The sequence below is a fragment of the Fundicoccus sp. Sow4_D5 genome (assembly GCF_052116365.1).
Lineage (GTDB): Bacteria > Bacillota > Bacilli > Lactobacillales > Aerococcaceae > Fundicoccus.
Map to the genome: position 1 here is coordinate 22,905 of NZ_JBQKLF010000014.1, position 26,066 is coordinate 48,970.

19 protein-coding genes are annotated in these 26,066 nt (G+C 41.8%); 15 read left to right on the forward strand and 4 right to left on the reverse strand.

The features are described 5' to 3' along the window. The 14 genes from walK to ACTQ45_RS12620 all read left to right on the forward strand — a co-directional run bounded on the left by walK (position 1) and on the right by ACTQ45_RS12620 (position 19,445). Positions 1–1,860 carry a cell wall metabolism sensor histidine kinase WalK gene (gene walK, locus ACTQ45_RS12555; protein ID WP_441751358.1) on the forward strand — a complete coding sequence of 620 codons (1,860 nt, stop codon included), beginning with the start codon at positions 1–3 and terminating at the stop codon, positions 1,858–1,860. Beyond that, positions 1,857–3,497 carry a two-component system activity regulator YycH gene (gene yycH, locus ACTQ45_RS12560; protein WP_441751356.1) on the forward strand — a complete coding sequence of 547 codons (1,641 nt, stop codon included), beginning with the start codon at positions 1,857–1,859 and terminating at the stop codon, positions 3,495–3,497. The genes walK and yycH overlap by 4 nt, the downstream gene beginning before the upstream one ends. Then, complete coding sequence (yycI, locus tag ACTQ45_RS12565) at positions 3,487–4,341, forward strand: two-component system regulatory protein YycI (RefSeq protein WP_441751354.1); 855 nt, start codon at positions 3,487–3,489, stop codon at positions 4,339–4,341. The genes yycH and yycI overlap by 11 nt, the downstream gene beginning before the upstream one ends. Before the next feature lie 155 nt (positions 4,342–4,496). Beyond that, positions 4,497–6,449, forward strand: coding sequence for a DUF2207 family protein (locus ACTQ45_RS12570; protein WP_441751352.1), 1,953 nt, complete (start codon positions 4,497–4,499; stop codon positions 6,447–6,449). A gap of 729 nt (positions 6,450–7,178) precedes the next feature. Continuing rightward, on the forward strand, positions 7,179–7,925 hold the full coding sequence (locus ACTQ45_RS12575; protein ID WP_441763951.1) for a DUF2207 domain-containing protein: 747 nt from the start codon (positions 7,179–7,181) through the stop codon (positions 7,923–7,925). Positions 7,926–8,012: 87 nt separating this feature from the next. Further along, complete coding sequence (locus ACTQ45_RS12580; protein WP_441751349.1) at positions 8,013–8,195, forward strand: hypothetical protein; 183 nt, start codon at positions 8,013–8,015, stop codon at positions 8,193–8,195. Positions 8,196–8,347: 152 nt separating this feature from the next. Next, positions 8,348–8,536: a hypothetical protein gene (locus ACTQ45_RS12585; RefSeq protein WP_441751347.1), complete on the forward strand. Its 189-nt coding sequence runs from the start codon at positions 8,348–8,350 to the stop codon at positions 8,534–8,536. Positions 8,537–8,547: 11 nt separating this feature from the next. Beyond that, on the forward strand, positions 8,548–8,724 hold the full coding sequence (locus ACTQ45_RS12590) for a hypothetical protein (RefSeq protein ID WP_441751345.1): 177 nt from the start codon (positions 8,548–8,550) through the stop codon (positions 8,722–8,724). A 114-nt stretch (positions 8,725–8,838) separates the two neighbouring features. After that, on the forward strand, positions 8,839–10,779 hold the full coding sequence (locus tag ACTQ45_RS12595) for a DUF2207 family protein (RefSeq protein ID WP_441763952.1): 1,941 nt from the start codon (positions 8,839–8,841) through the stop codon (positions 10,777–10,779). A gap of 623 nt (positions 10,780–11,402) precedes the next feature. After that, on the forward strand, positions 11,403–12,254 hold the full coding sequence (locus ACTQ45_RS12600; RefSeq protein WP_441751310.1) for an MBL fold metallo-hydrolase: 852 nt from the start codon (positions 11,403–11,405) through the stop codon (positions 12,252–12,254). Between the two features lie 229 nt (positions 12,255–12,483). Beyond that, positions 12,484–13,314, forward strand: coding sequence for a BglG family transcription antiterminator LicT (licT, locus tag ACTQ45_RS12605; RefSeq protein WP_441763953.1), 831 nt, complete (start codon positions 12,484–12,486; stop codon positions 13,312–13,314). Between the two features lie 217 nt (positions 13,315–13,531). After that, entirely contained in the window at positions 13,532–15,487 is a 1,956-nt protein-coding gene (locus ACTQ45_RS12610) for a beta-glucoside-specific PTS transporter subunit IIABC (RefSeq protein WP_441751307.1), read from the forward strand. 161 nt (positions 15,488–15,648) lie between these two features. After that, a complete protein-coding gene (locus ACTQ45_RS12615; protein ID WP_441751305.1) occupies positions 15,649–17,088 on the forward strand; it encodes a 6-phospho-beta-glucosidase in 1,440 nt (479 codons plus the stop codon). Positions 17,089–18,140: 1,052 nt separating this feature from the next. Then, on the forward strand, positions 18,141–19,445 hold the full coding sequence (locus tag ACTQ45_RS12620) for a S1C family serine protease (RefSeq protein WP_441751303.1): 1,305 nt from the start codon (positions 18,141–18,143) through the stop codon (positions 19,443–19,445). Between the two features lie 419 nt (positions 19,446–19,864). On the opposite strand, the gene ACTQ45_RS12625 is transcribed toward ACTQ45_RS12620, so the two are convergent. Both ACTQ45_RS12625 and ACTQ45_RS12630 read right to left on the reverse strand, forming a co-directional pair. Next, complete coding sequence (locus ACTQ45_RS12625) at positions 19,865–20,533, reverse strand: potassium channel family protein (RefSeq protein ID WP_441751301.1); 669 nt, start codon at positions 20,531–20,533, stop codon at positions 19,865–19,867. Positions 20,534–20,558: 25 nt separating this feature from the next. Further along, entirely contained in the window at positions 20,559–21,935 is a 1,377-nt protein-coding gene (locus tag ACTQ45_RS12630; RefSeq protein ID WP_441751300.1) for a TrkH family potassium uptake protein, read from the reverse strand. Positions 21,936–22,440: 505 nt separating this feature from the next. Here ACTQ45_RS12630 and rlmH point away from each other — a divergent pair. Continuing rightward, a complete protein-coding gene (gene rlmH, locus ACTQ45_RS12635) occupies positions 22,441–22,920 on the forward strand; it encodes a 23S rRNA (pseudouridine(1915)-N(3))-methyltransferase RlmH (protein WP_441751298.1) in 480 nt (159 codons plus the stop codon). Positions 22,921–23,337: 417 nt separating this feature from the next. Here the strand turns inward: rlmH and ACTQ45_RS12640 are convergent, their stop codons facing one another. Both ACTQ45_RS12640 and ACTQ45_RS12645 read right to left on the reverse strand, forming a co-directional pair. Then, positions 23,338–25,038 (reverse strand): hypothetical protein, encoded by a 1,701-nt coding sequence (locus ACTQ45_RS12640; protein ID WP_441763954.1) that lies wholly within the window; start codon positions 25,036–25,038, stop codon positions 23,338–23,340. Positions 25,039–25,281: 243 nt separating this feature from the next. Beyond that, positions 25,282–26,052 carry a hypothetical protein gene (locus tag ACTQ45_RS12645; protein WP_441751294.1) on the reverse strand — a complete coding sequence of 257 codons (771 nt, stop codon included), beginning with the start codon at positions 26,050–26,052 and terminating at the stop codon, positions 25,282–25,284. Positions 26,053–26,066: the final 14 nt, after the last annotated feature.

Here is a 26,066-nt window from a genome sequence, read left to right on the forward strand (position 1 = left end):
ATGAAACGATCATATAATATTTTCCAATCGATCTATATCAAAATACCTCTGTTAATCATCTTCATTCTGACGATTTCATTTCAGTTTATTGGTGTGTTCTTTATCGACCAACTCGAGACTCAATCGGTCACGACTTTGAAAGATCAAATTAATACACAAGTGGATTTTCTAATTAATAATATTAGCCCCATCTTATCTAGCGATGACCAGAGTGATGGGGAAAGGGACCGGCGCTTAAATCAAGCGCTGGATTCTTTTAGTTCTACTTATCCAGCTAAAATACAAATCGTGAACCCACAAGATTATGTACTGGCGACAAATGACATTACCCAAAGGGCCGTCGGAACGCGTACTAATGATGAATTTGTGATGAATGTGGTGATTAATCAGCGAGCATTTGATAACGAGACCCTCAACCAAGAGACGTCTCAACGTAATTATAATATTTATAAACCGATTATGTCTTTTGAAGAAACGCCACGACTCCTGGGAGCGGTAGCGGTTGAAGCGGATATGATGCGTGTTTATGAGCAAAGAGACTATGTTATGGAACTGTTCTTACGAGCGGCTGTGTTCGCAATTATTGGGTCCTTTATTGTCTCTATTGTGCTGTCTTCAGGCCTTACTAGGCCGATTGAGGACATGCGGCAACAAGCCATTCGGATATCGGATGGGATTTATAACTACCCAGCCAAAATATACGGTCAAGATGAGTTGGGCGAGTTAGCCTTAACCTTGAACGACTTGGCGATAAAAGTTAAAGATGCGCAAGAATTAACTGAATCTGAACGCCAACGTTTAGATGGCGTCTTGCGTCATATGACCGATGGGGTTATTGGAACTGACCAAAGAGGCAATGTTTTGCTTGTTAATGAGCGTGCGCTTTACTTATTGGGTATTCCACAAGAAGAAGCGGTCGGTACTTCACTGCTTAAATTACTGGAAATTGAAGAGCGCTATAACTTGAAAAATTTACTAGGCGGCGATAAGGAGATTATGATAAACCGCTTTGAGGATGGAGTCGATACCATCTTAAAAGTTGAGTTTTCTGTTATTCGCCGTGAAACCGGCTTTGTGACAGGGCTAGTAGCCGTTTTAACCGACGTTACTGAACAAGAAAAAACCGATCAAGAGCGTCGTGACTTCGTATCGAATGTTTCGCATGAATTACGTACGCCATTGACGTCAATTAAATCTTATTCGGAAGCTTTAGCAGATGGTGCTTGGCAAGACCCTAATATTGCGCCACAATTTTTAGAAGTCATCCAGTCAGAAAGTAACCGGATGATCCGTATGATTTCTAACTTGTTAGACTTATCCAAAATGGATGGTGGGCAATTAACGACGAATAAAGAATATATTGATTTCAAACGGATTGTAAACCATATACTGGATCGTTTCGAATTTACCTTAGCCAGCGGGGACGCCTCTAAGAAATATAAAATTAAACGTGAATTAACGAGCCGTGATATTTATGTTGAAATCGACCAAGACCGTGTGACGCAAGTGATTGATAACTTGATGAACAATGCGATTAAGTATTCACCAAATGGTGGGACGATTACAGTCAGATTAGTCGATACGCAAAACAGTGTTGTGATGAGTGTGACTGACCAAGGTTTGGGGATTCCTCAAAAAGATTTACCCCATTTGTTCGAGCGTTTTTACCGCGTGGATAAAGCGAGGTCGCGTGAACAAGGAGGAACCGGTTTAGGTTTGGCTATTTCTAAAGAGGTAATTGAAATGCATGGTGGCCGAATTTGGGTCGACAGTCTAGAAGGTAAAGGCTCAACCTTTAGCTTTGAATTACCATTTACCGTCTTTGAATTTGATGACGAAGGGTGGGATGATTTCGAATGAAAAAATTATCTATAACCTCGATTATTGTTGTCATTTTACTAGGCATTAACTTGATGTTAGTCTATTTTTTATTGTTCAACACTAGTTTATTAAACCGTTGGTTGAACCAATTTGAAGGAGAGACAGTCATCACGACGTCAACGAGTGAACCAATTGAAGATGCCGATGATTATTACGAACTGGCGAATCCAACAGTGGATGAGATCATCACACCTTATAAACTCATTGTTAATGAAGCGGAAGCTTTATATGATGTCAATAATTATGACACTTTACAAAACGTTATGGAATTGCTAGGTAATCAAGCCATAGAAGTAGCGTCTAACAGTGTGGAAACTAATCCTGTCATGTTCCAAGAAATCGTCAATAATGATTACTTACAACTGATTTACCCAACCAAGTTTTCAGTCCTGTCCTTGAAATCAATTATCAGCATGCCTGAGACAATTTCAACTCAATTTGAATTGAACCGAATTGTGATACCAAGAGATGGAGACGATTCAGTATATCTCGTCGATACCAGTAACTATTCTTATTTAACGGCTAAGTTCAAGGAGCCAGAATTAGCGGCAGAAATATTAAGTATTGTTGATGCGGTGCGTAATGAGCAGTGGTTGCCAGTGGCTCACTATGAATTAGGCGTAAACTCAGTCTACTTACCAATTTACGAGACGATTGCGTCTTCGCAAATTTATACACTCGATAAATTACCGGATAGTCTGTTTTTAGATGATGTTTTCCCCAATAATAATTACGATATTTCTGAGCCGGATGCGAATTCGGTCAGAAGTTATTATACATTGCTAACCTCGCTCCAAATTAATGATGCGACCAATGTAATGAATATTAATCATTCGATTTCCTCAAATCAAGAATCAAACAGTATTAATCGTGAATTTGTTCTGCCAGAAGAAAAAGTACGTTTTAGTTTCTCTTACATTCAAACTTATGAATATTGGCCGAGCGACATTCGTCTTTACTCTGAGTATAATAATACGGTCACGTATCGTCGTTTTCTAAATGGTTTGCCGATATATTCAGCACCTAGTTTAGCTGAATATGGTGCAACGCGAGTGACACTGAGAACGAATCCGCACATTGAAGTCTATCGTTATCAAATGCCTTTAGTCACCATTGGGACGCATATTCATGACTTGAGTCGAGTTTATGACATTGAGTCTGGTCCGCAAATCGAAGCATTGTTAACGGAACAAGGTTTATCCTTTGCTAACTTTACCAATATCGTTTTAGGTTATGAATGGCAAAGTGATATGGAGAACTTTAAGACGGTAACATTAGTACCTAAATGGATGTTCCATATCAATAATAATTACTATTCAATCGAACAAGTCCGTGATGGGACGGTGGCTGAATTAACGAGTCAAAACGGCAACAGTGAAAGTGGCAATGGTGATGGGACAGATTATACCTTTATGACGTCACAAGCGATTTATAGCGACACTCTGTCAGCGCCTGTTTATGCCGGACTGAATCAGGATGTGATTGCGCCTGGTAAAGGGGAAGCGTTACTTTTGCCTTACAGTCCACGTTCAACTAGATGGAATAATTTGGTTAAAGTGGCACATCATTCGACTGCTTTATTGAAAGAGCCAGGAGGTGGGGCAGATGGATTTTAATCGAATTCAAAAGTTGCTAGTCGTATTTTTCCTAGCTTTTAACGTCTACCTAGTCTTTTTATTGATTGACCGAATCCCCATCCAGTCACAAAAAACAACGGATATGTCTGCCGTTAGTGTGGTGCAAGATATGCGAAACCGCGGGGTAATTATTCGTCCGGATTTAAGTGGCGACACCGAATACTTGCCATTGATTAAAACAGAACCGAATAATTACTTGCGTGAACAACAATCTCAATTGAAAAACCAGCGTTATAGTCTCAACCGTGAAGGTCTTTTAACCAGCACTTTTATCGAACCAGTGACTTTGGATTTTGAAATTACTGAAACAACCAAAGGAATATCCGCTGAAAATGCACAGATATTCCGCGAGAAGTATCTATTAGATGAAACAATGTTTATTAATGGCCAAGCCTACGGCAACTATTGGTATTCCAATCAAGAAGGCATTCTTTTCTGTCGAATGACAGCTGCAGATGGGACACCGATTGTCGACGGCAGTAGTGAGATTCGTGTTATTTTTGATGATAACTTCAATATGATTGGCTATACGCAAACATACCAGAGTGACTATACCGTTCTGGAAGAGCCGAAAGCCTTAATTTCATCACAAGAAGCGATTAATATTCTTGAGCGCCGTATTGAAACCTATTTGCCGAATGATTCCGAAATTGTGTCGGCTAACTTGAGTTACTATCGCTCATTGGAGACGGACAATTTTAATATTTACACACCGGCCTGGGAAATCATTTATTATCGTCACGAAGGGACGATTACGAATTCCGTGATAGTGGATGCCGTCAGAGGCTTTGTTGCTGAGACCAAGTCCAATCAATCACGCTAATGGCGAACGCCAGACAGTGATTCATCATATTGTTAAATAAGTCGCAGGAAACGAACGTTTTCTGTGATTTTTTATCTTTTTTACGGCCGCCTGTCCTATGATTTGGGGCGTAAATCTGATAAGATGAGAGTACTATTTTGTGAGAGGTGGAGTACATGAAACAACTATTACGTTGGCTGATGCTAGTGAGTTTAATAGGCTTTGTTTGCTTGGGGACAGGCGTTTCCTTGAGTGTTCAAGCAGAGGATGCGAGTTTTGCGATTACTGAGCAAGATGTCGTAGCGCAAGTTGAAGCCAGCGGGGCGGTTAGTTTTGTGAACACGTTTATTTATGACGTTAAGCGGTTAGATGAGGTGCAGTTTGATCTCAGTCATGAGGGGTATGCGATTCGCAATTATCGAGTCGGCGTGCAGACTGAAAAAGACGGCGAGATTACCTATTTAAACGAGAATTACAGCGCGTCGCCGAATACTTTTTCGGCTGAACAGACAAGCTTCGGAACAACTTTTCGTGCGCATTATCCACTCGAAGGTGTGCAGATGCGTTTTATTTTCGAATATACGTTGGATTTTCTGGTGACTAATTATGCGGATACGGCGAATCTTAGCTATGAATTGGTCAATGATAAAATTGCTTACTCGCATGATGTCACTGCCAGAATATTCCTGCCAGGTGTCGTGAACAATCAAGAGAATTTCAAAGCGTGGTTACATAGCGCGACGAATAGTGAGGTCTTTTTGACGGTCGAAAATAATCGTAGTGTGATTCATTTGACGATCGATGACAATCCGGCTAATCAAGCGGTTGAAGTGAATGCGATTTTCCCAGTCAGTTTAACGCCACATAATGTGAATGTGATTGAAAAAAGTATGCGTTCTGAAATCATTGCTGACGAAACGTCTTTGGCGGATGCGGAATTGGCGGCATTTGAACAAAAACGTAATCGTCATTTGATGTTGTTGATGGGCAGTATTGTGTTCGGTCCATTGAGTGTCTTGGCAGCTTACGGTTATTATTTCCGAGCACGCGAAAAGATGAACCCTAACCGTCAAGTATTACCGGAGCATTTATATGTTCTACCTGAAGCGGGAATTACGCCGGCGATTATGGCTACTTCAGTCTTTCGTGGCAAGCCGAATGCGGACGACTTTACTGCGACTTTACTGGATTTAGCTCGTAAAGGCTTTGTGGAGTTAACGGAAGTTCGCAAAGAGCGACGTGGCGTTTTCGGTGATGGTGAGAGTTCGACCATAAAGATTTCAATGGGGCGCGACTATGCGAAAGATTCGCCAACCGCTTTAGGTGTGACTGTTGGTGGGATGGCGCCACTTTTATTACATGAACGCCAAGTATTAAATTATATAATGACGGGCATCCAAGCGGAAGCCTTAGCGGCTAAGCATGATATCGCTCGTCAGTTATTGGCAGATGACTCACATGGCGATAAGACTGTGGATTGGGTGACTCTAGAACAAATGGAGGAACGCTCGAAGAAGGATAAAGATTTCCGTAAGACTCAACAAGTTAATTGGAAGAAGTTTTCTGACTATGCGGAGTTGAATGGGACGAAACGCCGTGGTCGCAAGTTACCAGAAGCGAGTGCAGCTCAAATCTGGAGTATCGCGTCTTTGTTGATCTCTTTTGGGATGGGCTTGTTAGGTGTCTTTGTAGCAGTGGAAGTGAAAGCGAATGGTTTGATTACCCTATCGGTTATCGTCTTTCTACTATCTCTGGCAGCCAGCATTTGGTTGAATATCTTAAGGGGACGACGTCCGATTGTGACTGCCGAGCAAGATCGCACGCGTCAAGAATGGCAGGCTTTCTCTAAAATGTTGACGGATATTCAAGACATCGATGTTCGAAAAGTCGCTCGTTTAGCTTCTTGGGAAGAGTCCCTTGCCTATGCAGTGTCTCTTGGAGTGATTGATGATTTACTCGAAGTTTTAAATCAACAATATAGTCAAGAGGAATTACAGAGTTTGAATTTGGATAGCCATCTGATTACCCAACCACATCTGATTAGTAGTGTGATGAGAACGTCGATTGCGAATACTTTATCTGCAATCGATCCAGGTAGTAATGCCAATGGTTACAGTGGAGGTTCATAAAGAATTTCTGGCATGCGCAGATGATGCTGGCTTAGTGGTCAGTGGCGTGGTGAAGGGTAAGTGAATCGATACTAGATGTGCTTTTAGATTTTAGTGGATTTAGTCAATAGGAGCGAGTGGATGATGAATCTGCTCGTTTTTTTGTTGGCTTGCGTTGTTGGGTTATGTTAGTGCGTTCTGGCTTGGGATGAGCTGGATGGGGGATAAGCGGTTTTGAGGATTGATGGACGTTGTTTATAGGTCATGGTTCATAGTGCAACAATTTTAGAAAGAAGTCTAAGGCATACTGACAACACACGACAAGTATCGGTGAAAATAAACAAGCAATATAAAGACTTTACAACGCTTCCTAAACTAAGGCAGTCTGCCATAAAGAACGAACATCAAGAGGAGTGCTTACGCCAACTCACGACGTTTGAAAAAAAAGAAAGCTTTCATAAAAACCATCGGAAATAGCAGTGGCTGACAGCTGATTCTTTCCCAATTAACTGGGCGTTATGCTTAGAAAACGAGTAACGCCTTAAGTGCCCAACCTCACTCATACGAGTCAATAATGACACACGACAAGGCACTCACTAAAAGTCAAGTCGTCTCTTAGTGGTCTTTAGTGTTAATAATTGATTAAAATTGGTAAAATATAGATAAAGCATGTGCTCAAGACGCATCAGGACAGGAATTAGACAGAATTATACACTTTACAACAGACTATTGAGGAGGTGATGGAGACTGATGGAACAAAGAGAAGCAATTGTTTCGAACATTGTCAGGAGTGTCATGTTCTTTACGACGGCACGTCATGCGCGTGCATTGGATATTGCCTACATAACAAATGAGCAGAAATTGACGATTGATTTGCAAGAGGATGGCAGTGCAAAAGTATCGGATTGGTTAACTTATACATCCTACCATGCAAAGACATTTCACCACACGCTCCATCTACTAGATTATGATGTAAGGAAGCTTTCTGTCAGCCTTATCGACCCAACAACGCAAACGAAGCAAGCGTTACGATTAACCGATAAGTACGAGCCTTTAAGTTACCAGATCACGAAAGTTACGGATGACCAACAAAGACTGCAATTAAATTACGAGTCACAACATGAAAAAGTCACCTTTGTTTTCGAGTATGTGATCGATAATTTTGTGACCACTTATCAAGATGTGGCTGTATTGACGACCTTACAAACAGACGCAAGTATCATCCAAGAAGAGGCGGATTTCACTGGCACACTCTTGTTACCCACCTTGCCACAACAAGATGCTCAAACGCAAGAAGTAGCCATCTCAGCTCAACTAACCAACACAAGCGAAGAAGGACAAGTCACCATTGAAAGACAGGGGAATCGTCACATGATTCGTGTAGGCATCCCTTCTGAAGCGATGACAAGCGAGACGGCCCTGACAATCCAAGTGGCAGCCAGCTTTTTTCCGAAGAATCCTAATGACTTTTCTGAACGCAGACTGAATAAGAAGTAGCATCCGAACTAAACAAGAATAGCTATGCCGCAGCCTATTATCACACCAAGCATGCGACTGTCATCTAGGAAAGTGGGAGAAAATGATATGAAGCCCCAAATACTCATCTTGTTGATGGTGATTGTTGCATTCTTACCTTTGAAAACGACTGAAGCCTTGAGTTTTGCTAACCTAGTAACCGAACAACATTTAACGATTCAAATGGCACCAGATGACTCAGCTAAAATTGAGGACCGACTTCATTATGTGGCCCAAAGAACTTTGAATTGACCGATATGATTTATCAAACGAGCAGTATGCTAAAGGACATATTATCAAGCACAAGCAAGGCGTTTAACATAGACGACTTAAATTTAGAGATAGAAATCATCAATCTAGAAACAGGTGAAAGGTAGCCGGTCGAATCGGGTGATCAAAGAGCGGTGAATCATTATCACGCTTATTCTGAAGAAGGGCCCCTAATGATTGACCTTCAAATAATCGGTTATGGCACGGAGTATGGCTTAATCCTTCATTATGATTTTGAAAACTTTGTCCCTAATTATGAAGACGTGTCAGTGATCGAAACACTGAAAGCAAACGGCGATCCCTTGCAAGATGATACCAGTTAACCGTACGCCTGATGTTACCAGACGGCTTAGATTGTTCAGTCGAGGAAACAGAAGACTCAACTAAACAAGAAGCTGAAGAGGTAGCATCATCTGAAACTTCAAAAGTAAGCGAGTCATCTGGTGTCGACTCAACAAACACCACAGAAGAAGCCGCCACAAGCAAACGCGATCAACCACTTCCCGGATAACCCTCACCAAGTTGCAGAAACAAATTTGGACGAACGAATGAAAACAGCAGAACCCTACGAAGACCTCTGGTAAAAAAATAAAAAGCCCAAATCAAAAGAAAGCAGGTGGCTCCATTGAAACAAACACAGACACACTTTACAAGAATACTGACACTTATTGTCGCACTATTGGCCCTGTGGCTAATTCCCGCCAATCAAGCAAACGCACAGGACGTGTCTTTTGCAATTCCTAAACAAGACATCGTGGCGGAAATCCTCCCCAACGGGAACGTTAAATTTACGGATATTCAAACCTATGACGTCGATTATATGAACGGTGCACTCTTCACATTGGACTACGACGGCTATGAACTCGAAAACTATCGAATTGGTGTACGCGAGGCCAACGGCGACATTACTTATTTTGAAGAAGGTGACTCGGCAGGCCAAGGCACTTATAACGTCAGTGACCGCGAATATGCCGGTTTAATCGATTTTAGAGTGTATAACCGAGCCCGCAACGAAACCGTAGACTTCGTTTACGAATATGAAATTGCGGCCCTCGTTACCAACTACGCCGACACAGCCGACTTAAACCGCCGCTTCGGGACCAACGACTACACAACAGACGTCACTGTCAAAATAGTGCTCCCAGAACTCGTGGAGAACCCAGATGATTTCAGAGCTTGGGGTTACGGTGCGGCACAAGGAGATATACAGCTTTCCGAAGAAGATGGAAAAAGCGTTGTCACTGCTACCATTCCTGATCGTACATCGTCACAATTTGTAGAAGTTCAAACCATTTTTCCACTAGCAATGACACCAAACAACCCGAATGTTGTGGATGAACCTATGAAAGAAGAAATCATCTCCACAAGTGAGGCACAAGTACAAAAAGACTTAAAACAGTTCCAAAAAGATAAGCGTAAAAACCAACTCTTTCTGATTGGTGGTATGCTGTTACCAATCTTAATCAGTGTGTACGGGACTTGGTATTATTTCACTAAACGTAAACAGTTGAACCCTAACCCCGTTAAGTTACCCAAACATATCTATGAACTGCCGGAAGATATTACACCGGCTTTGATGGCGACAGCCTATTATCGTTCGAATCCAACAACCGATGATTTCTCAGCTACTGTCATGGACTTGGCGCGTAAAGGGTATTTATCACTAGAAGAAATACCAAAAGAAAAACGAGGCTTATTAGGCTTTGGTGGCGAGAAGTCAACGGTTCTAGTCAAACGTAAAGATAATCCAGTCAGCGTTGATAAATTGCTTTATCATGAAAAACGCGCTTTAGATTATATTCTGCCAGACGGTTTAGAGCAAATATCCTTAGAAGAACTGGAAGATAAAACGAAAAAATCAACGTCCTTCCAGAAGAAACAATATTCTAAATGGACACAATTCGCACAAGATGCTCATATTCAAGGACCTTTAATTTCAGAACAACCTTCATCGACACGCTTGAACAGTGTGGTATTAGCAGTCCTTAGTCTGTTTGCACCAATTATTACGACATTAGTATTAGTTTACCTAATCTTTGCGGTAGAGGTACTTCAATGGCCAGTCTTATCCCAAATGGGCACGCTGTTGATGGCTTACTTAGGAATGGCAGTAATCAGTTTGGTCTGGGGGATTGTCTTGATAATCCTTAATGTTGTTAGACCGATTCGTTCTGCAAAAGAAGATGAACAACGTCAAATGTGGGATGGCTTTAAGAACATGTTGAACGATATCGGAAACTTCAATATGCGTGAAATTGCATCACTTCCATTATGGGAAGCTTACCTTGTCTATGCGATTTCTTTAGGTGTGGCAGATAAAGTAACCGAAGCAATGGCCATCGAGTTCTCGCAAGCGGAATTAGAAACAGGTCATTTAGGTCGAGGTTTTTACAGCAACCCTTATATTATGACTTCAATGATGCGTAACTCAGTCAGCAGCTCAGTAGCTTCAGCTGCACCTAAAAGTTCAGGCAGCAGTGGCTCGAACACAGGAGGTTTCGGTGGTGGCTTCTCTGGTGGTTCATCAGGTGGATCTGGTGGCGGAACCAGTTCAGGCGGTTTCTAAGTAAATAAAGACTCATTGTAAGCCCGGCACCTTCCTATGGTGGTCGGGCTTTTTTCTGTGTTTTAGTAAAACGCTCTTAACGTGTCAACTCATACGTCGAGTCGACAGTTTCCCCCATCTATTCTATCGACTCATTACTCGAGTCGACACATTGAAACTGGATTTACCAGCAAGATTAAAAGCTCGAGTGAAAACAAGTCCCCCTAACTAAGTTTCACCATTCAATTCCCATACAAGTCAAAACCCTGATTTTAATGTGCCGACTGACGCGTCGAGTCGACACATTAAAGCTGGATTTACCAGTAAGATTAAAAACTCGCGTGAAAATAAGTCCCCCTAACTAATTTTCACCATTCAATTCTCATACAAGTCAAAATTCTGATTTTTATATGCCGACTGACGCGTTGAGTCGACACATTAAACCTAAATCGACTACTCCACTCATCTGCCCCTCCAACAATAATCTTTAAATAAATTTACAGGCTCAGTTTAAGCACTACCAAAGCCCGTCCTATCAGTCGTAAGACCAATTGACCACAAGGTAGTCAACTTGTCATCCGCTGCTCAAAATGGTATGTTAGAGGTACTGTTTACAAGAAAATTCATATTAGAAAGTGGATATTATGCAAGTCAAAACGATAGATAACATACAATTAAACACACCAGAATTAATTCGTACAGATCAACTGAGCTTTTCTATTTTAGCAAGTGGAAGTAGCGGTAACTGTACCTATATTGAGACCAGTGGCCAGAAAATTATAGTTGATGCAGGTCTTAGCGGTAAAAAAGTTCAAGGGTTGTTAGCGCAAATTGATCGTAAGATGGATGACATTGATGCGATTTTTGTCACGCATGAACATTCCGACCACGTGCAAGGTGTTGGCATCTTGTCGCGCAAATTTAACCTACCGGTTTATGCCAACAAAGAAACGTGGCTAGCAATGGACAAAAACATCGGAATCGTTAAAGAGGAGAATCGACGTTATGTTCAACCAGATGAGATGTTGAGTTTAGGTGATTTAGACATCATGACTTATAGCGTTAGTCACGACGCCATTTCGCCTCAGTTTTATGCCTTTCAGAAAGGTAAAAAGCAATTCGTCATGTTGACGGACACAGGTTATGTTAGCCAAAAGCTCCGTAGTTTACTCGTGAATGCAAATGCTTACTTGATTGAAAGTAACCATGAAATCGAAATGCTTCGCTACGGCAAATACCCGTGGTCGCTTAAGCAAAGAATTCTCAGCGACAAAGGTCACTTGAGTAACGAGGACGGCGCCTTGGCGATGATTGATTTAATCGGTGAGAACACGAGCGATGTCTATTTAGGGCATTTAAGCCGCGATAATAACACCAAGCAACTTGCCATGCATGCCATGGAGGATATCTTGAACCAGCACGATATCGATATTCAAAAGCAAATTAAATTACACATGACCGATCCAGAAATCGCAAGCCCGTTGAAACATCTCTAATTTAACAAAATATGACTAATCGCCGTCTGCTTGAAATAAACAAGCAGATGGCGATTCTTGCTATTTTGTCCAAAAAGAATAAAAACGGTTGCATTTTAAAAAAAGTGTCGCTATAAGGATTGTTACTGGTCAAGCAGGCAAAACCTAAATATACGTAAGTGAGCTAGGGAAATTGCGCCCGTTTATTTATGTATGTTTAGGTTTTTTATTATTTTTAAGGAGGCGGACCATGCTTATTCAAAAAGTTCTCAATAATAATGTCGTTCAAGCTACAAATGAGAACGGTGAAGAAATGGTAGTTATGGGACGAGGCATTGGTTTTCAAAAAGGAACCGGCGATGCGATTGACTCGAGTAAAATTAATAAAACATTTGTACTCAAAGCAGATGACGCGATGTTTGATGACATTTACCAACAGTTGACGACAGAGGAAATTGATACTGTCTTTGCGATTGTCAAACTGGCCGAGGATCGTTTAGAACAAGAGTTTCAAAGTCATGTTTATATCACTTTGGGCGATCACTTGCGTTTCGCGTTAGAACGCCACCGCAATAATTTGCCGCTAACGAATCCTTTAGCTTGGGAAGTCCGCCGTGTTTACAAGGCTGAATATAAAGTTGGCCTCGAAGCGCTGGATCTAGTCGAAGAAAAAACCGGCATTCGTCTGGAAGAAAGCGAAGCCTCATCAATTGCTTTGCATTTGATTAATGCTCAAAAAGAAGGACAGATGATTGAACAAACCATGCGGATGTTGAAAATTGTCCAAGACATTCTACATATTCTGCGATTGCATTATGGAGTGAACTTTGATGAAGACTCGATTTCTTATCAACGGTTTGTGACCCATTTACAGTATTTCTCCCAGAGAGTGACTAATAAATTACAACAAGGATCGAATGATTCCTTCCTATATGAACAAGTGAAAAAGACGTATCCGAAAGCGTTTGCCTGTTCAGATAAAATTAAACAATATATCGAAACAACCTACGATTTTCCAGTAGGACGTGAAGAACAAGTGTATCTAACCATTCACATTCAAAGGTTAGCAACAACTAAATAACCCATCCATTATAGGATTGTTACTGGTCAAGCAGGCAAAACCTAAATAGATTGTATGAAACGATAACTTTTTAGAAAAAGGTATATTTGCGTTCATCTAATCTATTTAGGTTTTTTCTTTTGATCAAATAAAAAAAGAAGGAGGGAGTTGCCAAGGGATTAAGCAGATAGTTGATGGCCAAGAAATAAATAAAAGCTTAAGGAAGGGAAGAAATAAAATGGCGAAAAATTATGATGAATTAGCAAGAGATATTGTAGCACACGTAGGTGGCGAAGATAATGTGAGTGATTTAAGACACTGTGTCACACGTTTGAGATTTAAATTAAAAGACGAAAGTAAGGCAGATACGGATTACTTGAAGAAACGAGATGGCATTGTCACGGTTGTTCAAAGTGGTGGCCAATATCAAGTGGTTATCGGAAACCATGTACCAGACGTTTACAACACAATTGTTGAGCAAACCTCAATCAGTGGAGAAACAAGTGGATCGCAAGATGACGGACCAAAGGGGAATATCTTTGAACAATTCATCGATTTAATGTCAGGTTTGTTCCAACCTTTCCTAGGTGTTTTATCAGCAGCCGGTATTCTTAAAGGGGTTGTTGCTTTACTAGGTGCGGTAGGTATGACGTCAACCAATGGATTTTATGCCATCTTAAACGCAGCCGGCGATGGTCTGTTCCAATTTTTACCATTCATGATTGGTTTGGCAGCAGCGAAACGCTTTAAGATGAATCAGTATACAGCAATGGGTGTAATTGCCGCGATGTTGTATCCAGCATTAAATACTTTAGGTGAATTACCAGTACTTTATACTTTATTCGAAGGGACAATTTTTGAATCAGCGATTACATCAACCTTCCTAGGCATTCCAATTATTATGCCACCGGGCGGCTATTATTCATCCGTTATTCCGGCAATTTTTGCAGTTTACATAGCCTCTTTACTCGAAAAATGGTTCTCAAAACGATTGCCAGATTCAGTTAAAGTTTTCTTCACCCCATTCTTTACTTTATTACTGGGTGTGCCATTAGCGATGTTAGTGTTTGGTCCAGTTGCGACTTGGTTATCGAGTTTAATCGGTGCAGCTTTCATTGCCTTGAATGGTTTCAGCCCAATTCTATTTGGTTTAGTGCTGGGTGGGTCTTGGCAACTATTGGTATTATTAGGACTTCACTGGGGTCTCGTACCAATTATGATTTTACAAGTAACGACCAATGGCATGTCAAACATCTTAGCGGTGATTAGTGCGGTAAGTTTTGCTCAAATGGGTGCAATGATTGCGATTTACTTGAAAACAAAAGAACCTAAGGTAAAAACATTAGCAATTCCAGCGATTATTTCGTCATTGTTCGGAGTGACTGAACCAGCCATTTATGGTTTCTCTTTACCGATGCGTACACCATTTATCATGTCATGTATTGCTGGAGCGATTCAAGGTGCTTTTGTTGGAATCACAGGAACAATCGGTTACAACATGGCAGGATTAGGAATTTTCTCAATCCCAGCCTTTATTGATCCAAGTGGACAAGATACAAGAAGTGTTTGGATGTTCTTATTGACGATTGTGATTGCGACAGCAGCAGGCTTCTTCTTAACAATGCTTGTTAAAATTCCAAATTTATACGGTGAGGCAGTCTCAGTAACGACAGATAATGGTACAGCTTACACTGAGCCAACGACTAGCCAAGTAGTCGTCGAAACTGACGGGATAGCCATGCAAGAAATCGTGGCAAGTCCATTAACAGGTCGTGCAATGCCATTATCGCAAGCACCAGATGAAGTATTTGCTAGTGGAGCAATGGGTAAAGGGATTGCGATTGAGCCAACTGAAGGCGTGGTGAAAGCCCCAGTCAACGCAACAGTAGCTACACTTTTCCCGACAGGTCATGCGATTGGTTTAATTACAGAAAACGGAGCAGAAATTTTAATTCATATTGGTTTAGATACAGTAAACTTAGAAGGCCGTGGCTTTGAGAAATTAGTCGAAACAGGCGATGTCGTCGAAGCAGGTCAAGAACTTGTTCGTTTTGATATTGCTTTGATTAAAGAAGCGGGTTACCAAACAGTGACACCAATTATCGTTACGAATTCCGCGGACTACGCAGATATTCTAGTGAGCAGTGAAAGTGATATCCAACAAGGTGATTACTTATTTACAATTGTTAAATAAAGCTTAGATAAAATAGCAAGCATCTAGCGACTGAAAGCTATTTAAAAGCCGAAGCGCTAGAAGCTTACGGTTTAATGGAATCGTTTCGGTTGGAGAATTAGAGTAAGAGACGGTACACTGAAGTAAAGTACTTGTCAAAAATTTGAGGAGGCAGAAGAAGTATGGGATTTAGAGAAGATTTCTTATGGGGTGGCGCAACAGCAGCCAATCAATGTGAAGGTGGCTATGATGAAGGCGGACGTGGTTTAGCAAACGTAGATGTGGTGCCAATTGGCGAGGACCGTGAACAAATTATTATCGGTCAAATGACACACTTAGCCTTCGATGAGGACCATTTTTATCCTGCTAAGAAAGCCATCGATATGTATCACCGCTTTAAAGAGGATATCGCTTTATTTGCTGAGATGGGCATGAAAACTTATCGCTTCAGTATTGCTTGGACGCGTATTTTTCCTAAAGGGGATGAAACCGAGCCAAATGAAGAAGGCTTGAAGTTTTACGATGCCTTAATTGATGAATTATTACGCTACGACATCGAGCCTTTGGTGACGATTACTCACTTTGACATGCCGATGCATTTAATTACTGAATACGGTGGTTGGAGAAACCGTCAAGTAGTTGGTTTTTATGAACGTCTATGTACGGTTTTATTCAACCGTTACAAAGGGAGAGTCAAATACTGGTTGACCTTTAACGAGATTAACATGATTTTACACGCACCATTTATGGGCGCAGGTATCGTCTTTGAAGAAGGGGAAAACCAAGAACAAGCGATGTATGTGGCAGCTCATCATGAGTTAGTAGCAAGTGCTTTAGCAACTAAAATCGCGCATGAAGTGGATCCAGAGAATATGGTTGGATGCATGGTGGCGGCAGGACAATATTATCCAAATACGCCAAACCCAGTCGATGTGCGTCAAGCGCAAATCGATAACCAACAAAACTACTTCTTTATCGATGTGCAATCTCGTGGAGAGTATCCAACTTATGCCTTGAAACAATTAGAGCGTAAAGGGATTGAGATTCCATTTGAAGACGGCGACAAAGAATTATTGAAAGCACACACAGTTGATTTTATTTCCTTCTCATATTATTCCTCGCGCGTTTCATCTGGCGATCCGGCTGTAAACGAGAAGACAGAAGGCAATATCTTTGCCTCAGTTAAGAACCCTTATTTAGAAGCAAGCGAGTGGGGCTGGCAAATTGACCCACTTGGTTTCCGTATTACGATGAATGAATTGTACGACCGTTACCAAAAACCGTTATTCGTTGTTGAAAATGGTCTAGGAGCAATCGATACACCAGACGAAAACGGAGCGATTATTGATGATTACCGTATTGATTATCTGAAACAACACGTGGAAACAATGAAAGATGCAGTGGAATTAGATGGTGTGGACTTACTTGGTTATACCACTTGGGGTGTGATTGATTTAGTGTCAGCAGGAACAGGCGAGATGAAGAAACGCTATGGCTTCATTTACGTTGACCGAGACAACGAAGGTAACGGAACGCTTGAACGTTCGAAGAAAAAATCCTTTAACTGGTACAAGCAAGTCATTGACTCAAACGGAGAGAACTTAGATTATACCAAAGGTTAATTTAATAAAATAGAAGAGCTACGCCGAAGGGTGTGGCTTTTTCTATATTCATCACACGAAAATAGATTATTGCATGCGTTTGATTTTCTCCAGCATCCAGCCGAGTGTCTAGTAGAGTCGGCACACTCACAGGTCTCTCCAGCCGAGTGTCTAGTAGAGTCGGCACGCTCTCGGGTCTCTCCAGCCGAGTGTCTAGTAGAGTCGGCACACTCACAGGTCTCTCCAGCCGAGTGTCTAGTAGAGTCGGCACGCTCTCGGGTCTCACCAGTCGAATGTCTAGTAGAGTCGGCACGCTCTCGGGTCTCTCCAGCCGAGTGTCTAGTAGAGTCGGCACACTCACAGGTCTCTCCAGTCGAGTGTCTAGTAGAGTCGGCACACTCACAGGTCTCTCCAGCCGAGTGTCTAGTAGAGTCGGCACACTCACAGGTCTCTCCAGCCGAGTGTCTAGGAGAGTCGGCACGCTCACAGGTCTCTCCAGCCGAGTGTCTAGTAGAGTCGGCACACTCACAGGTCTCTCCAGCCGAGTGTCTAGTAGAGTCGGCACACTCACAGGTCTCTCCAGCCGAGTGTCTAGTAGAGTCGGCACGCTCTCGGGTCTCACCAGTCGAGTGTCTAGTAGAGTCGGCACACTCTCGGGTTTCTCTAGTCGATTGTCACAATCGCTATCCAATCCAGCCGAGTCTAAACTAGTTGTGATAGTCGAGTGTGAAGATTTCTGTGGTGATTTTTTGCATTTCTAAGCAATCGATTAAATGTCAGAACAAATTTAACACTTCGCTAACCCCTAGTTATTAAGAGGTTAGCGAAGTGCTTATCTCTTCATCATTCAATTAAAGCGCTATTTTACTCTAAAAATTGTCCACAAGTCATAGGCCTCTACGCACAGGTGGCGCCCATCCCCTAAGTCTCACATAAAATCTTCACAAATACCAAGCCAATAAGCATTTCGTTAAAAAAATCAACAAGCAAAATTCATAATTCGTTCAAATTTTGATGATACAATAAAGACATTGCAAGAGATAAAACTCAAACTAAGGAAAGGATGATTTTGATTGACAAACGAAATGAAACACACTAAACAAACAGACACACACGCACCAGTATCCACGCGCGACTACTCAAGCACTCGCCCTCAAACACCTAGCTTCTGGAAAGGTGTATTCGGCGGAATCGTCGGCAGTGTAGTCGTCATCGTCTTGACCGTCTTTACAGTCTTTGGCGGTGCGAGCCACCTGACGACGGCCTTTACACAAGAAGATACAACAAGTCAAACAGCACCACTTACTGACTTTGAAAATACTATAATTAGCGCAGTCGACCAAACAAAAGACGGCGTCGTTTCAGTAGGCAATATGCAAAGCGTTGCCATGCAAGGCACAAATCCCTTTGAAGCAATGTATGGCGCCCAACACGGCATCGAATTGCCAGGCGCAGAAGAAGACAACCTACAAATGGTCTCACAAGGATCAGGCGTTATTTATAAAATCGACGGCGACACTGCCTATATAGTGACTAACCATCACGTAGTCGACGGCGCACAAGCCCTAGAAATCCGCCTAACAGACGGAACAACCGTCGAGGGGACACTTGTTGGCTCAGACGAACTAAGTGACCTAGCAGTCATTAAAATGGACGCAGCCAACGTAACAACAACCGTTGAATTTGCAGACTCAGATAAATTACAAGTCGGTAGCCAAGCGATTGCGATTGGCTCGCCATTAAGTAGCGACTTTGCGACATCTGTAACCCAAGGGATTGTCTCAGGCTTGAACCGTTCAGTGGCAGTGGACTTAGACGGCGACCAAGTCGAAGACTGGAACATGACCCTCCTGCAAACAGATGCGGCCATCAACCCAGGTAACTCTGGTGGGGCCTTGATTAACTCAGCCGGCCAACTAATCGGCATTAACTCAAGTAAATTTGCAGCAACCGGTGTCGAAGGTATGGGCTTTGCGATTCCAGCCAATGACGTCCAAGACATCGCCAACCAACTGGAAACAAACGGCGAAGTCACACGACCCGTCCTAGGCGTTAGCACATATGACGTGAGCGTACTCACAGAAAACTCACGCGTCAATATCTTGAAACTAGACCCAGAAATGATGGACGGAGTAGCGGTTGTGGAAATCGCACCAAACTCAGCTGCAGCAAAAGCTGACATCCAAGAATACGACGTCATCACAGCAATAAACGGCGAAGCAATCGCCAACAACACAGAACTACGCCAACAACTCTACCGCTATAAAATTGGAGACCAAATCGAGGTCACTGTGCTAAGAAACGGCGAAGAAACAACTATTACCGCCGAACTGACCGAAGTAGCCGAAACAACAGAACTAGAAATCATCGGTGAATAAAGAACAATAAGTATCCATATCGTTTCCATAAGACCAAAGGCATTTTCCTAGCCTTTGGTTTTTTTGTGTATAACCGCGCCTCTGGAAGAAACAATTTGACAACTCTATCCTCTGAAAGCATGAGTTATTAACATTTCCAACAGTTGTACACAGAAAACCTGTTCATAACTGTGGATAACCAGCTTAAAACAGTGCACAAGTCTCGAAAACTTATCCTTTTAGCAAAAAAATAATAACTCTCAAAAAACGTAAACGCTTTCTGTTGAATTGCTCGCTAATAACTGTCAAAAACCATCAACTTATCCACAGAATTTGTGGATATCCACAGACTTATGCACAATCATTTCCACGATTATGACTGAAAACGAAAAAGACACATCAAAAAACAGCCACTTTCGTAGCTGTAGCGAATCGTTCATCTATTCAAAATGCCCTAAATAATCATGTCTTTCAAAAACATGGGAAGCGGCCATCGCGACCAAAATCGTATCGGCTTCAAAAGGCTTGTCAATAACTAGTGGAGTTAAGGGCTCGCCTCGTTCTTCTCTCATGCCGAGCAAGTTTAAGTCATATTTTCGACGGATATCTAATTCAATTAAACTCTTGCCCACCCATTTTATTGGCGTTTCAAATTCAATAATGGACGTATCATCATCCAACCTCAGGACTTCATCAATGTTGTTGCGAAGGATTTTAGAAGCAAGCCGCATGCCCGAATCCCTTTCCGGCGCGACAACGGCACTGACACCCACCTCGTACAGGACTTCCCTATAGGTCATACTGCGGGCCTTGGCAATAATTTGTGGCACGCCTAATTTCTTGCTGTGCATCACAGCTAAAACCGAACTTTCGAGATTCGTCCCTGTCGCAACCACCACAATATCACAGTTACCTAAGCCGACACTTTTCAACAAGTCAAGATCCGTGAAATCTCCAATCGCCGAGTAGGTCACTACATCCGCAACAGCATCCACATTCGCCTCGAGACCATCAATCGCAATCACATCACAGCCATACTTACTTAATTCTCGGGCAACCGTTCGCCCAAAAACTCCCAAGCCAAGCACTGCCACAGTTTTATTCTGCATATTTTTTTCCTTTCTATCTCAAGCACTAACCAATCAACACATTGGTTTTTGCATAATGAATGTCTGGACTTTTACGCTGTAAAATCGCCAGCAAGAGAGTAATAGGGCCTACACGTCCAGCAATCGTCAAAATCATAATGACAATTCGCCCAAATAAATTCAATTGTGAAGTCACATTCAGCGACACCCCTAAAGTTCCCAAGCTACTCATCGTCTCAAACAATAAATCAATCGAGCGAAGGTGAGGATGCGTCAACAATAAACTCCCATAACCGAGGGATGCAATCACCACAAAGAATAAGGCAATCATCACTGCTTGACGGACTAGACTCGACGGAAAGACACGACGATTATAGACGACTTCTGAATAACTCTTTAATTCCGAGCGAAACAAGAAATACAGAATCGCAACGGTCGTCACCTTAATCCCACCAGCCGTTCCACCAGGAGCACCACCAATAATCGTTAAAATCATATAAATAAATTTTGTAAAAGGCTGCGTATCCTGATAACTAAAGGTCGCATAGCCAGCTGTTCGGGTACTTGCCGATTTGAAAAAACTCGCGAGTAACTGCTCACCCAACGGAGCATTCCCAATAGTTGCTGGATTACTCTGTTCTGAAATCCAAATCAACACCGTTCCCGCTACTAAGAAAAAGCAGGTCGCCTGTAAGACTAATTGCGTATGAGTGCTCAAATTTCTAAAGGCTAATTTAAAGTTTTTCGGCCGCTGTTTATAATAACGAAGCGTGCGTTCCCACAACTCAAACCAAACCGAAAAACCCAAACCACCCGCAATAATCAATACTGCCAAAGTCAGCAGAATCAAAGGGTTTCTAGCAAAAGCCTGCATATCATTGACCCCAACATTATCAAAACCAGAATTCGTAAAAGCAGACACCGACAGGAAAATCGCATTAAACGCTCCATTCAAGAAGCCATAACGCGGCCAAAAATCAATCATAATAACCGCGGCCGCCGCCAACTCGAAATAAATTGTAAAACGATAAATCGAAAAAAGAAAACCAAGAAAATTAGTATTCGTATCACGATTCAACGCCGCCTGCAGAATATACTGATCCTTCAACGGAATCCGACGATGCAAATAATACAGCCCCGTGTTGATAATCGTAATCACCCCAAGCCCACCGACCTGAATCATCAAAAGCGCCACCATCTGCCCCCAAATATTATACGTTTCCCCAATCGGCAAGGACGCCATCCCCGACACACAAACCAAAGAAACCGCCGTCAACAAATGGTCAAAATAGGACGCTTCTATTTCTGGTTGATGCATGATAGGTAGCGCCAATACAAAGCTCCCAATAAAAGCGAACAAAATAAAACTCGAAACCAGACGAAAAGATGTCGACCAATTTTCTGGCTTCAACCGCTCAAACATAAAAGTCTCCTTCCTATCTCATATCGTGGCATGTTCCGCATGTTAACTGGTCTAACGTCTCGACTCAGATCATCAGTCAGTACATTAGATTTTTTGCCGCGAGTCAATTTCTAACAATAACCTTAGTGAACGAGTTTGTGCCAATACTATTATTCAAGGTGTCAAAAAAATAGTCTTTGAGCCAGCTCGCTTCTTTCATAAAATCGTCATGCAATCGTGCCAACTCCACATCCACACTAGGTACGATGGACACGCTATCGAGACGACTTTACTCTAAATCATATGATTTCTTTGAAACATTGTCAGCCGTCACCCGCCACAAGCAAATAAACCTAAACCAGCTCATCATTAGCCGCCAACAACTTGCAATGATAGCTCAATGCCATGCCATAAGCAATCAGATTGCGTTTCGTTAAAGCACTGGCATACTTGAACCCTACAATTATAATACAAAACAATCCCATAAAGTGCTATGATTAAACAGAAAAATCAGGGAGGGCGCAAGATGAATATAGAAATAATCTGTGTAGGAAAATTAAAGGAAAAGTACTTAAAGCAGGGCATAGCGGAATATTTGAAGCGGCTAGGTGCTTACGCGACAGTCAAAGTCATCGAAGTGGCTGACGAAGCCACCGGCGATAACATGTCAGAGACAGAAATCGACCAAGTCCTAGCCAAAGAAGCTGAGCGAATCAATGCCCGACTGGCCCCAGGGCGAAAAGTAATTGTCCTAGCCATTGAAGGCAAGATCATCAGCTCAGAGGAACTGGCGGCACAATTAGATCAATTCGCGACATACGGAGACAGCAAAGTCAGCTTCATTATCGGCGGCTCACTCGGCCTAGCCGATGAATTAAAAAAACGCTCAGACCTGTCGATCAGCTTTGGCCGTATCACGCTGCCACACCAATTAATGCGACTTGTACTCGTCGAACAAATTTACCGAGCATTTCGAATCAAATCTGGACATGCGTACCATAAATGATGATAAAAATAGCCTCTGATTCTATTAACAATATGGTCTGTCCAATGTTTACATCTCTCTAAAATTGTCGGGGAATCGGGGAATCACTAGATTTTCTTGAGCTAAAACAATACTCGAATGTATAGGTAAAATTTCAAATTACCATCAATCACATCAAAAAAATAAAGCAGAGTTTACAGGAAAACCTGTAAGCTCTGCTTTAGTATGACGGAATCTAATCATTCATAGTTATTTAGTAAGTATGATTACTCTGGGCTTGTTCAATTTTCCAGTGAAAGGATATTTCTTGCCGTCAAGTTCGGTGTAGTACTCCCATCAGAATAAGTATTTGATAATCAAATTAAAAAGTAATAATAAAAGTACTTTTTTCACTTAGAGGGCTATTAGTAAGGTTGACATTTAAAAATATCTTTCATTCTACCTCGTAAACACTCCACCACCGCCAGACTTGCTTTTGGCATGCACCACTTCCCCATCTGGTGTCGTTGCTGTTACAAAGACCCATTCGTGAACTTGGAGGCCGTCAACTTGGGTGGTCCAGTTTCCTTGTGCGTCGCTTTCCACAATGACATTTGAATTGTTGTTGGTAACTTCTACAGTAGAAAATGGTGTGGCCGTACCGGATATTTGTTGTTCGCCAAAGTTTCCGACTAAAACTGTGACATAGGCACCGGATTGCTCATCAGGTGTTGAAGGTTGAGCGACGACTGAATCATCCACCATGCGGCGGTAGCTAACATCATTCCAAGTCATGCCGTCCCAGTTTGTTCCAGTGGATAAGGTAGCGATTTCTTTTAGTTGGTCACCGTTGAGAAGTTTAGATGCCACTACTGTCCTGTCCTCGTTCAATTCGTAGTGAACGGGCATCTCGTATATATACCAATTGGTGGAGCCTGTTTTCTCAACTAATAAGTTGTAATGACCTAGGGCTTCTGGTGAAAAAGTTTCGATGGTTCCTAAATCGAAATGACGCATATTTAATTCCATCGGGCTAATCGCATAAACCTTGTTAAAATCAAAAATCATCGCATTCAAATTATCATCTGCTAAATAACCTGCACTTTGTCGTGGATATTTTCTTAAGGTTTTCACGTCGATGGTGTAAGTTTGTTCACCACCATCGATGATCATATCCTTGTCGAGTGTTTTCAAAGTGTAGTAAATGACTCCTTCAACTGGTTGACTTGAAATAACGCTGGGTTGTAAAACATCTTGGTCGCCAAATTGATAGGCAGCTTGTTCCAAAGGATTGTCCCGTTGCAAGACCTTCACCTTGTTCAACCAAGTGACTTGGTCATTCTCTACAGAGGCAGAACCTGTGTGCGAATATTGATACTCAATTCCCAACATATAATCATTGTTACCTTGGTTACCGGCTTCGTTTGGTTGTAAGAGGAAAATTTTTTGAATATCATATTTTCCTTCCGAAAAAGTAAAACTAGGATATTCATTTACTAATGTAGATATCGTCTCTTCGAGCTCCTCGGGGGATGTTGTTGGCACTGAAGTCGTAGGTGGTTCCGAAATAGTGGCTAATTCAGGATAAACTTCGTACAAGAACATCATAGTTGTCCCTGGATCCCCACCCGTAGATAAATTCATCTTATGATGAACCAATACTTGATAAGCTGCATCTTCCGGTAACCAATCGTATTGTGCTTGCGTTAAGGCATAAGGTTGTGGATCAGAACTCCCAATAAATTGTTGGAAAATCCCCCAATAATTTGAAACAATTTCAGGGTGAGTATCCGCATAAGCAACCGCCTCATCGTAGGATAAGGTTCGAAGAATATTATCTCCTAATGTTTCAGCGGTTGGAGTTGTTATATTGATAAAGCACATATAAAAATAATTTTCTGCTAGTGAGAGGGCATAATCACTTAGAATATAATTATCTCCAAAATAATATTGAACATTTACAGCTTGCCCAGTGCCGGTGTGCTTTATACCATTCTCAATAACAAAAATTATTGAATCCGCATCATAGTAATCAATATACCTTCCGTGTTCATCAGGTTGACTTACAATTTCATTTAATAAAGAACTTCTAAGAGCTGACATTTCTTCTTCAGAATATACCTGAGCTTGAACACTCAGAGGAAACAGAAATAACACCATGCAAGTCAGAAATAACCTTTTTATGAACCCTTTCATTTCAAACACTCCTATCCAGTTTCAAATTGAAATACTAGATACACTATATCACCATTTCTAAAAAAGGGGAGGCGTGAGTTCTCTAGTTAGTAAGCTTTGAATTTCTTCGACAGACAATGCTTCGAACGAGGTAGCTATAGCAGTGATTTCTCAAGTATCAATGGGTGAGGAGGGGGCATAGCTGTTAAAGTTAGAAGGTAGATGGCTTTATGAACCAGGGTTCAATGGCTGTACCTCATCAGGCTCAGAGCTAATGCGATACCATCGGTTCGAGCGCTCAAAGTCAATCATCCCCTCACCCAAGACGTCAAGTTCATCTGAGCGATAATCATAACGATAGTTACTGGTCCACCAGACGAAGTCTTGGAAAGTAGTCTCGATGAGATAATGAGCGGCTGATGGGCTAGTTGCTTCAATGAGAGTATAGCTATAAGCTTCAGGCGCCAGACCTGTTCGTTTTGCCAGTTTGAAAATAATATCCTGCTCGTATTGACTTCCATTAACATTGTAAAAACGTTCAATGTTAGATAGCCATTGGTTTTTAATATGCGGTCCTAATCGGGATGATGTCATATGATAGTCTATGGTACGTATAATGTTCAAAGCCACTTGTTCCTCAGAAGAAACGCTATCAATTTGACGACTAAGAATAAAGCTATCGTTATATGCCTTAGTGCGGCTGCCCGATGGCACTGCAATCAAAAGACCATCAAGAATGATTTGAAATTCAGCAGCTAAGTGTGAAAAATCTAATTGCCGAGCTTCTTGAAGCATGATTTCGGTATTGTAGTTTGGTTGGGCGTCAAAGTTTGAAAGTAAATCTTTCCAAGGTTGCTGCATATTATAACCCATAAAACTGTTAAGATCTTGAGCATAAATTGAGTTTGAGAAAGAGGAAACAAATAGTATCAGGTCTTGACCGGGCCCAGCTAAAGCTAAAACAGTCAGTAGTAATTTCCAAAAAGGCTTGGCTATCATCGTAACACTCCCTT

Excerpts from the sequence above, each read along its gene's own strand:
- walK (WP_441751358.1), top strand. The coding sequence starts at position 1 with ATGAAACGATCATATAATATTTTCCAATCGATCTATATCAAAATACCT.
- yycH (WP_441751356.1), top strand. The coding sequence starts at position 1,857 with ATGAAAAAATTATCTATAACCTCGATTATTGTTGTCATTTTACTAGGC.
- yycI (WP_441751354.1), top strand. The coding sequence starts at position 3,487 with ATGGATTTTAATCGAATTCAAAAGTTGCTAGTCGTATTTTTCCTAGCT.
- ACTQ45_RS12570 (WP_441751352.1), top strand. The coding sequence starts at position 4,497 with ATGAAACAACTATTACGTTGGCTGATGCTAGTGAGTTTAATAGGCTTT.
- ACTQ45_RS12575 (WP_441763951.1), top strand. The coding sequence starts at position 7,179 with ATGGAACAAAGAGAAGCAATTGTTTCGAACATTGTCAGGAGTGTCATG.
- ACTQ45_RS12580 (WP_441751349.1), top strand. The coding sequence starts at position 8,013 with ATGAAGCCCCAAATACTCATCTTGTTGATGGTGATTGTTGCATTCTTA.
- ACTQ45_RS12590 (WP_441751345.1), top strand. The coding sequence starts at position 8,548 with ATGTTACCAGACGGCTTAGATTGTTCAGTCGAGGAAACAGAAGACTCA.
- ACTQ45_RS12600 (WP_441751310.1), top strand. The coding sequence starts at position 11,403 with ATGCAAGTCAAAACGATAGATAACATACAATTAAACACACCAGAATTA.
- licT (WP_441763953.1), top strand. The coding sequence starts at position 12,484 with ATGCTTATTCAAAAAGTTCTCAATAATAATGTCGTTCAAGCTACAAAT.
- ACTQ45_RS12610 (WP_441751307.1), top strand. The coding sequence starts at position 13,532 with ATGGCGAAAAATTATGATGAATTAGCAAGAGATATTGTAGCACACGTA.
- ACTQ45_RS12615 (WP_441751305.1), top strand. The coding sequence starts at position 15,649 with ATGGGATTTAGAGAAGATTTCTTATGGGGTGGCGCAACAGCAGCCAAT.
- ACTQ45_RS12625 (WP_441751301.1), bottom strand. The coding sequence starts at position 20,533 with ATGCAGAATAAAACTGTGGCAGTGCTTGGCTTGGGAGTTTTTGGGCGA.
- ACTQ45_RS12630 (WP_441751300.1), bottom strand. The coding sequence starts at position 21,935 with ATGTTTGAGCGGTTGAAGCCAGAAAATTGGTCGACATCTTTTCGTCTG.
- rlmH (WP_441751298.1), top strand. The coding sequence starts at position 22,441 with ATGAATATAGAAATAATCTGTGTAGGAAAATTAAAGGAAAAGTACTTA.
- ACTQ45_RS12640 (WP_441763954.1), bottom strand. The coding sequence starts at position 25,038 with ATGGTGTTATTTCTGTTTCCTCTGAGTGTTCAAGCTCAGGTATATTCT.
- ACTQ45_RS12645 (WP_441751294.1), bottom strand. The coding sequence starts at position 26,052 with ATGATAGCCAAGCCTTTTTGGAAATTACTACTGACTGTTTTAGCTTTA.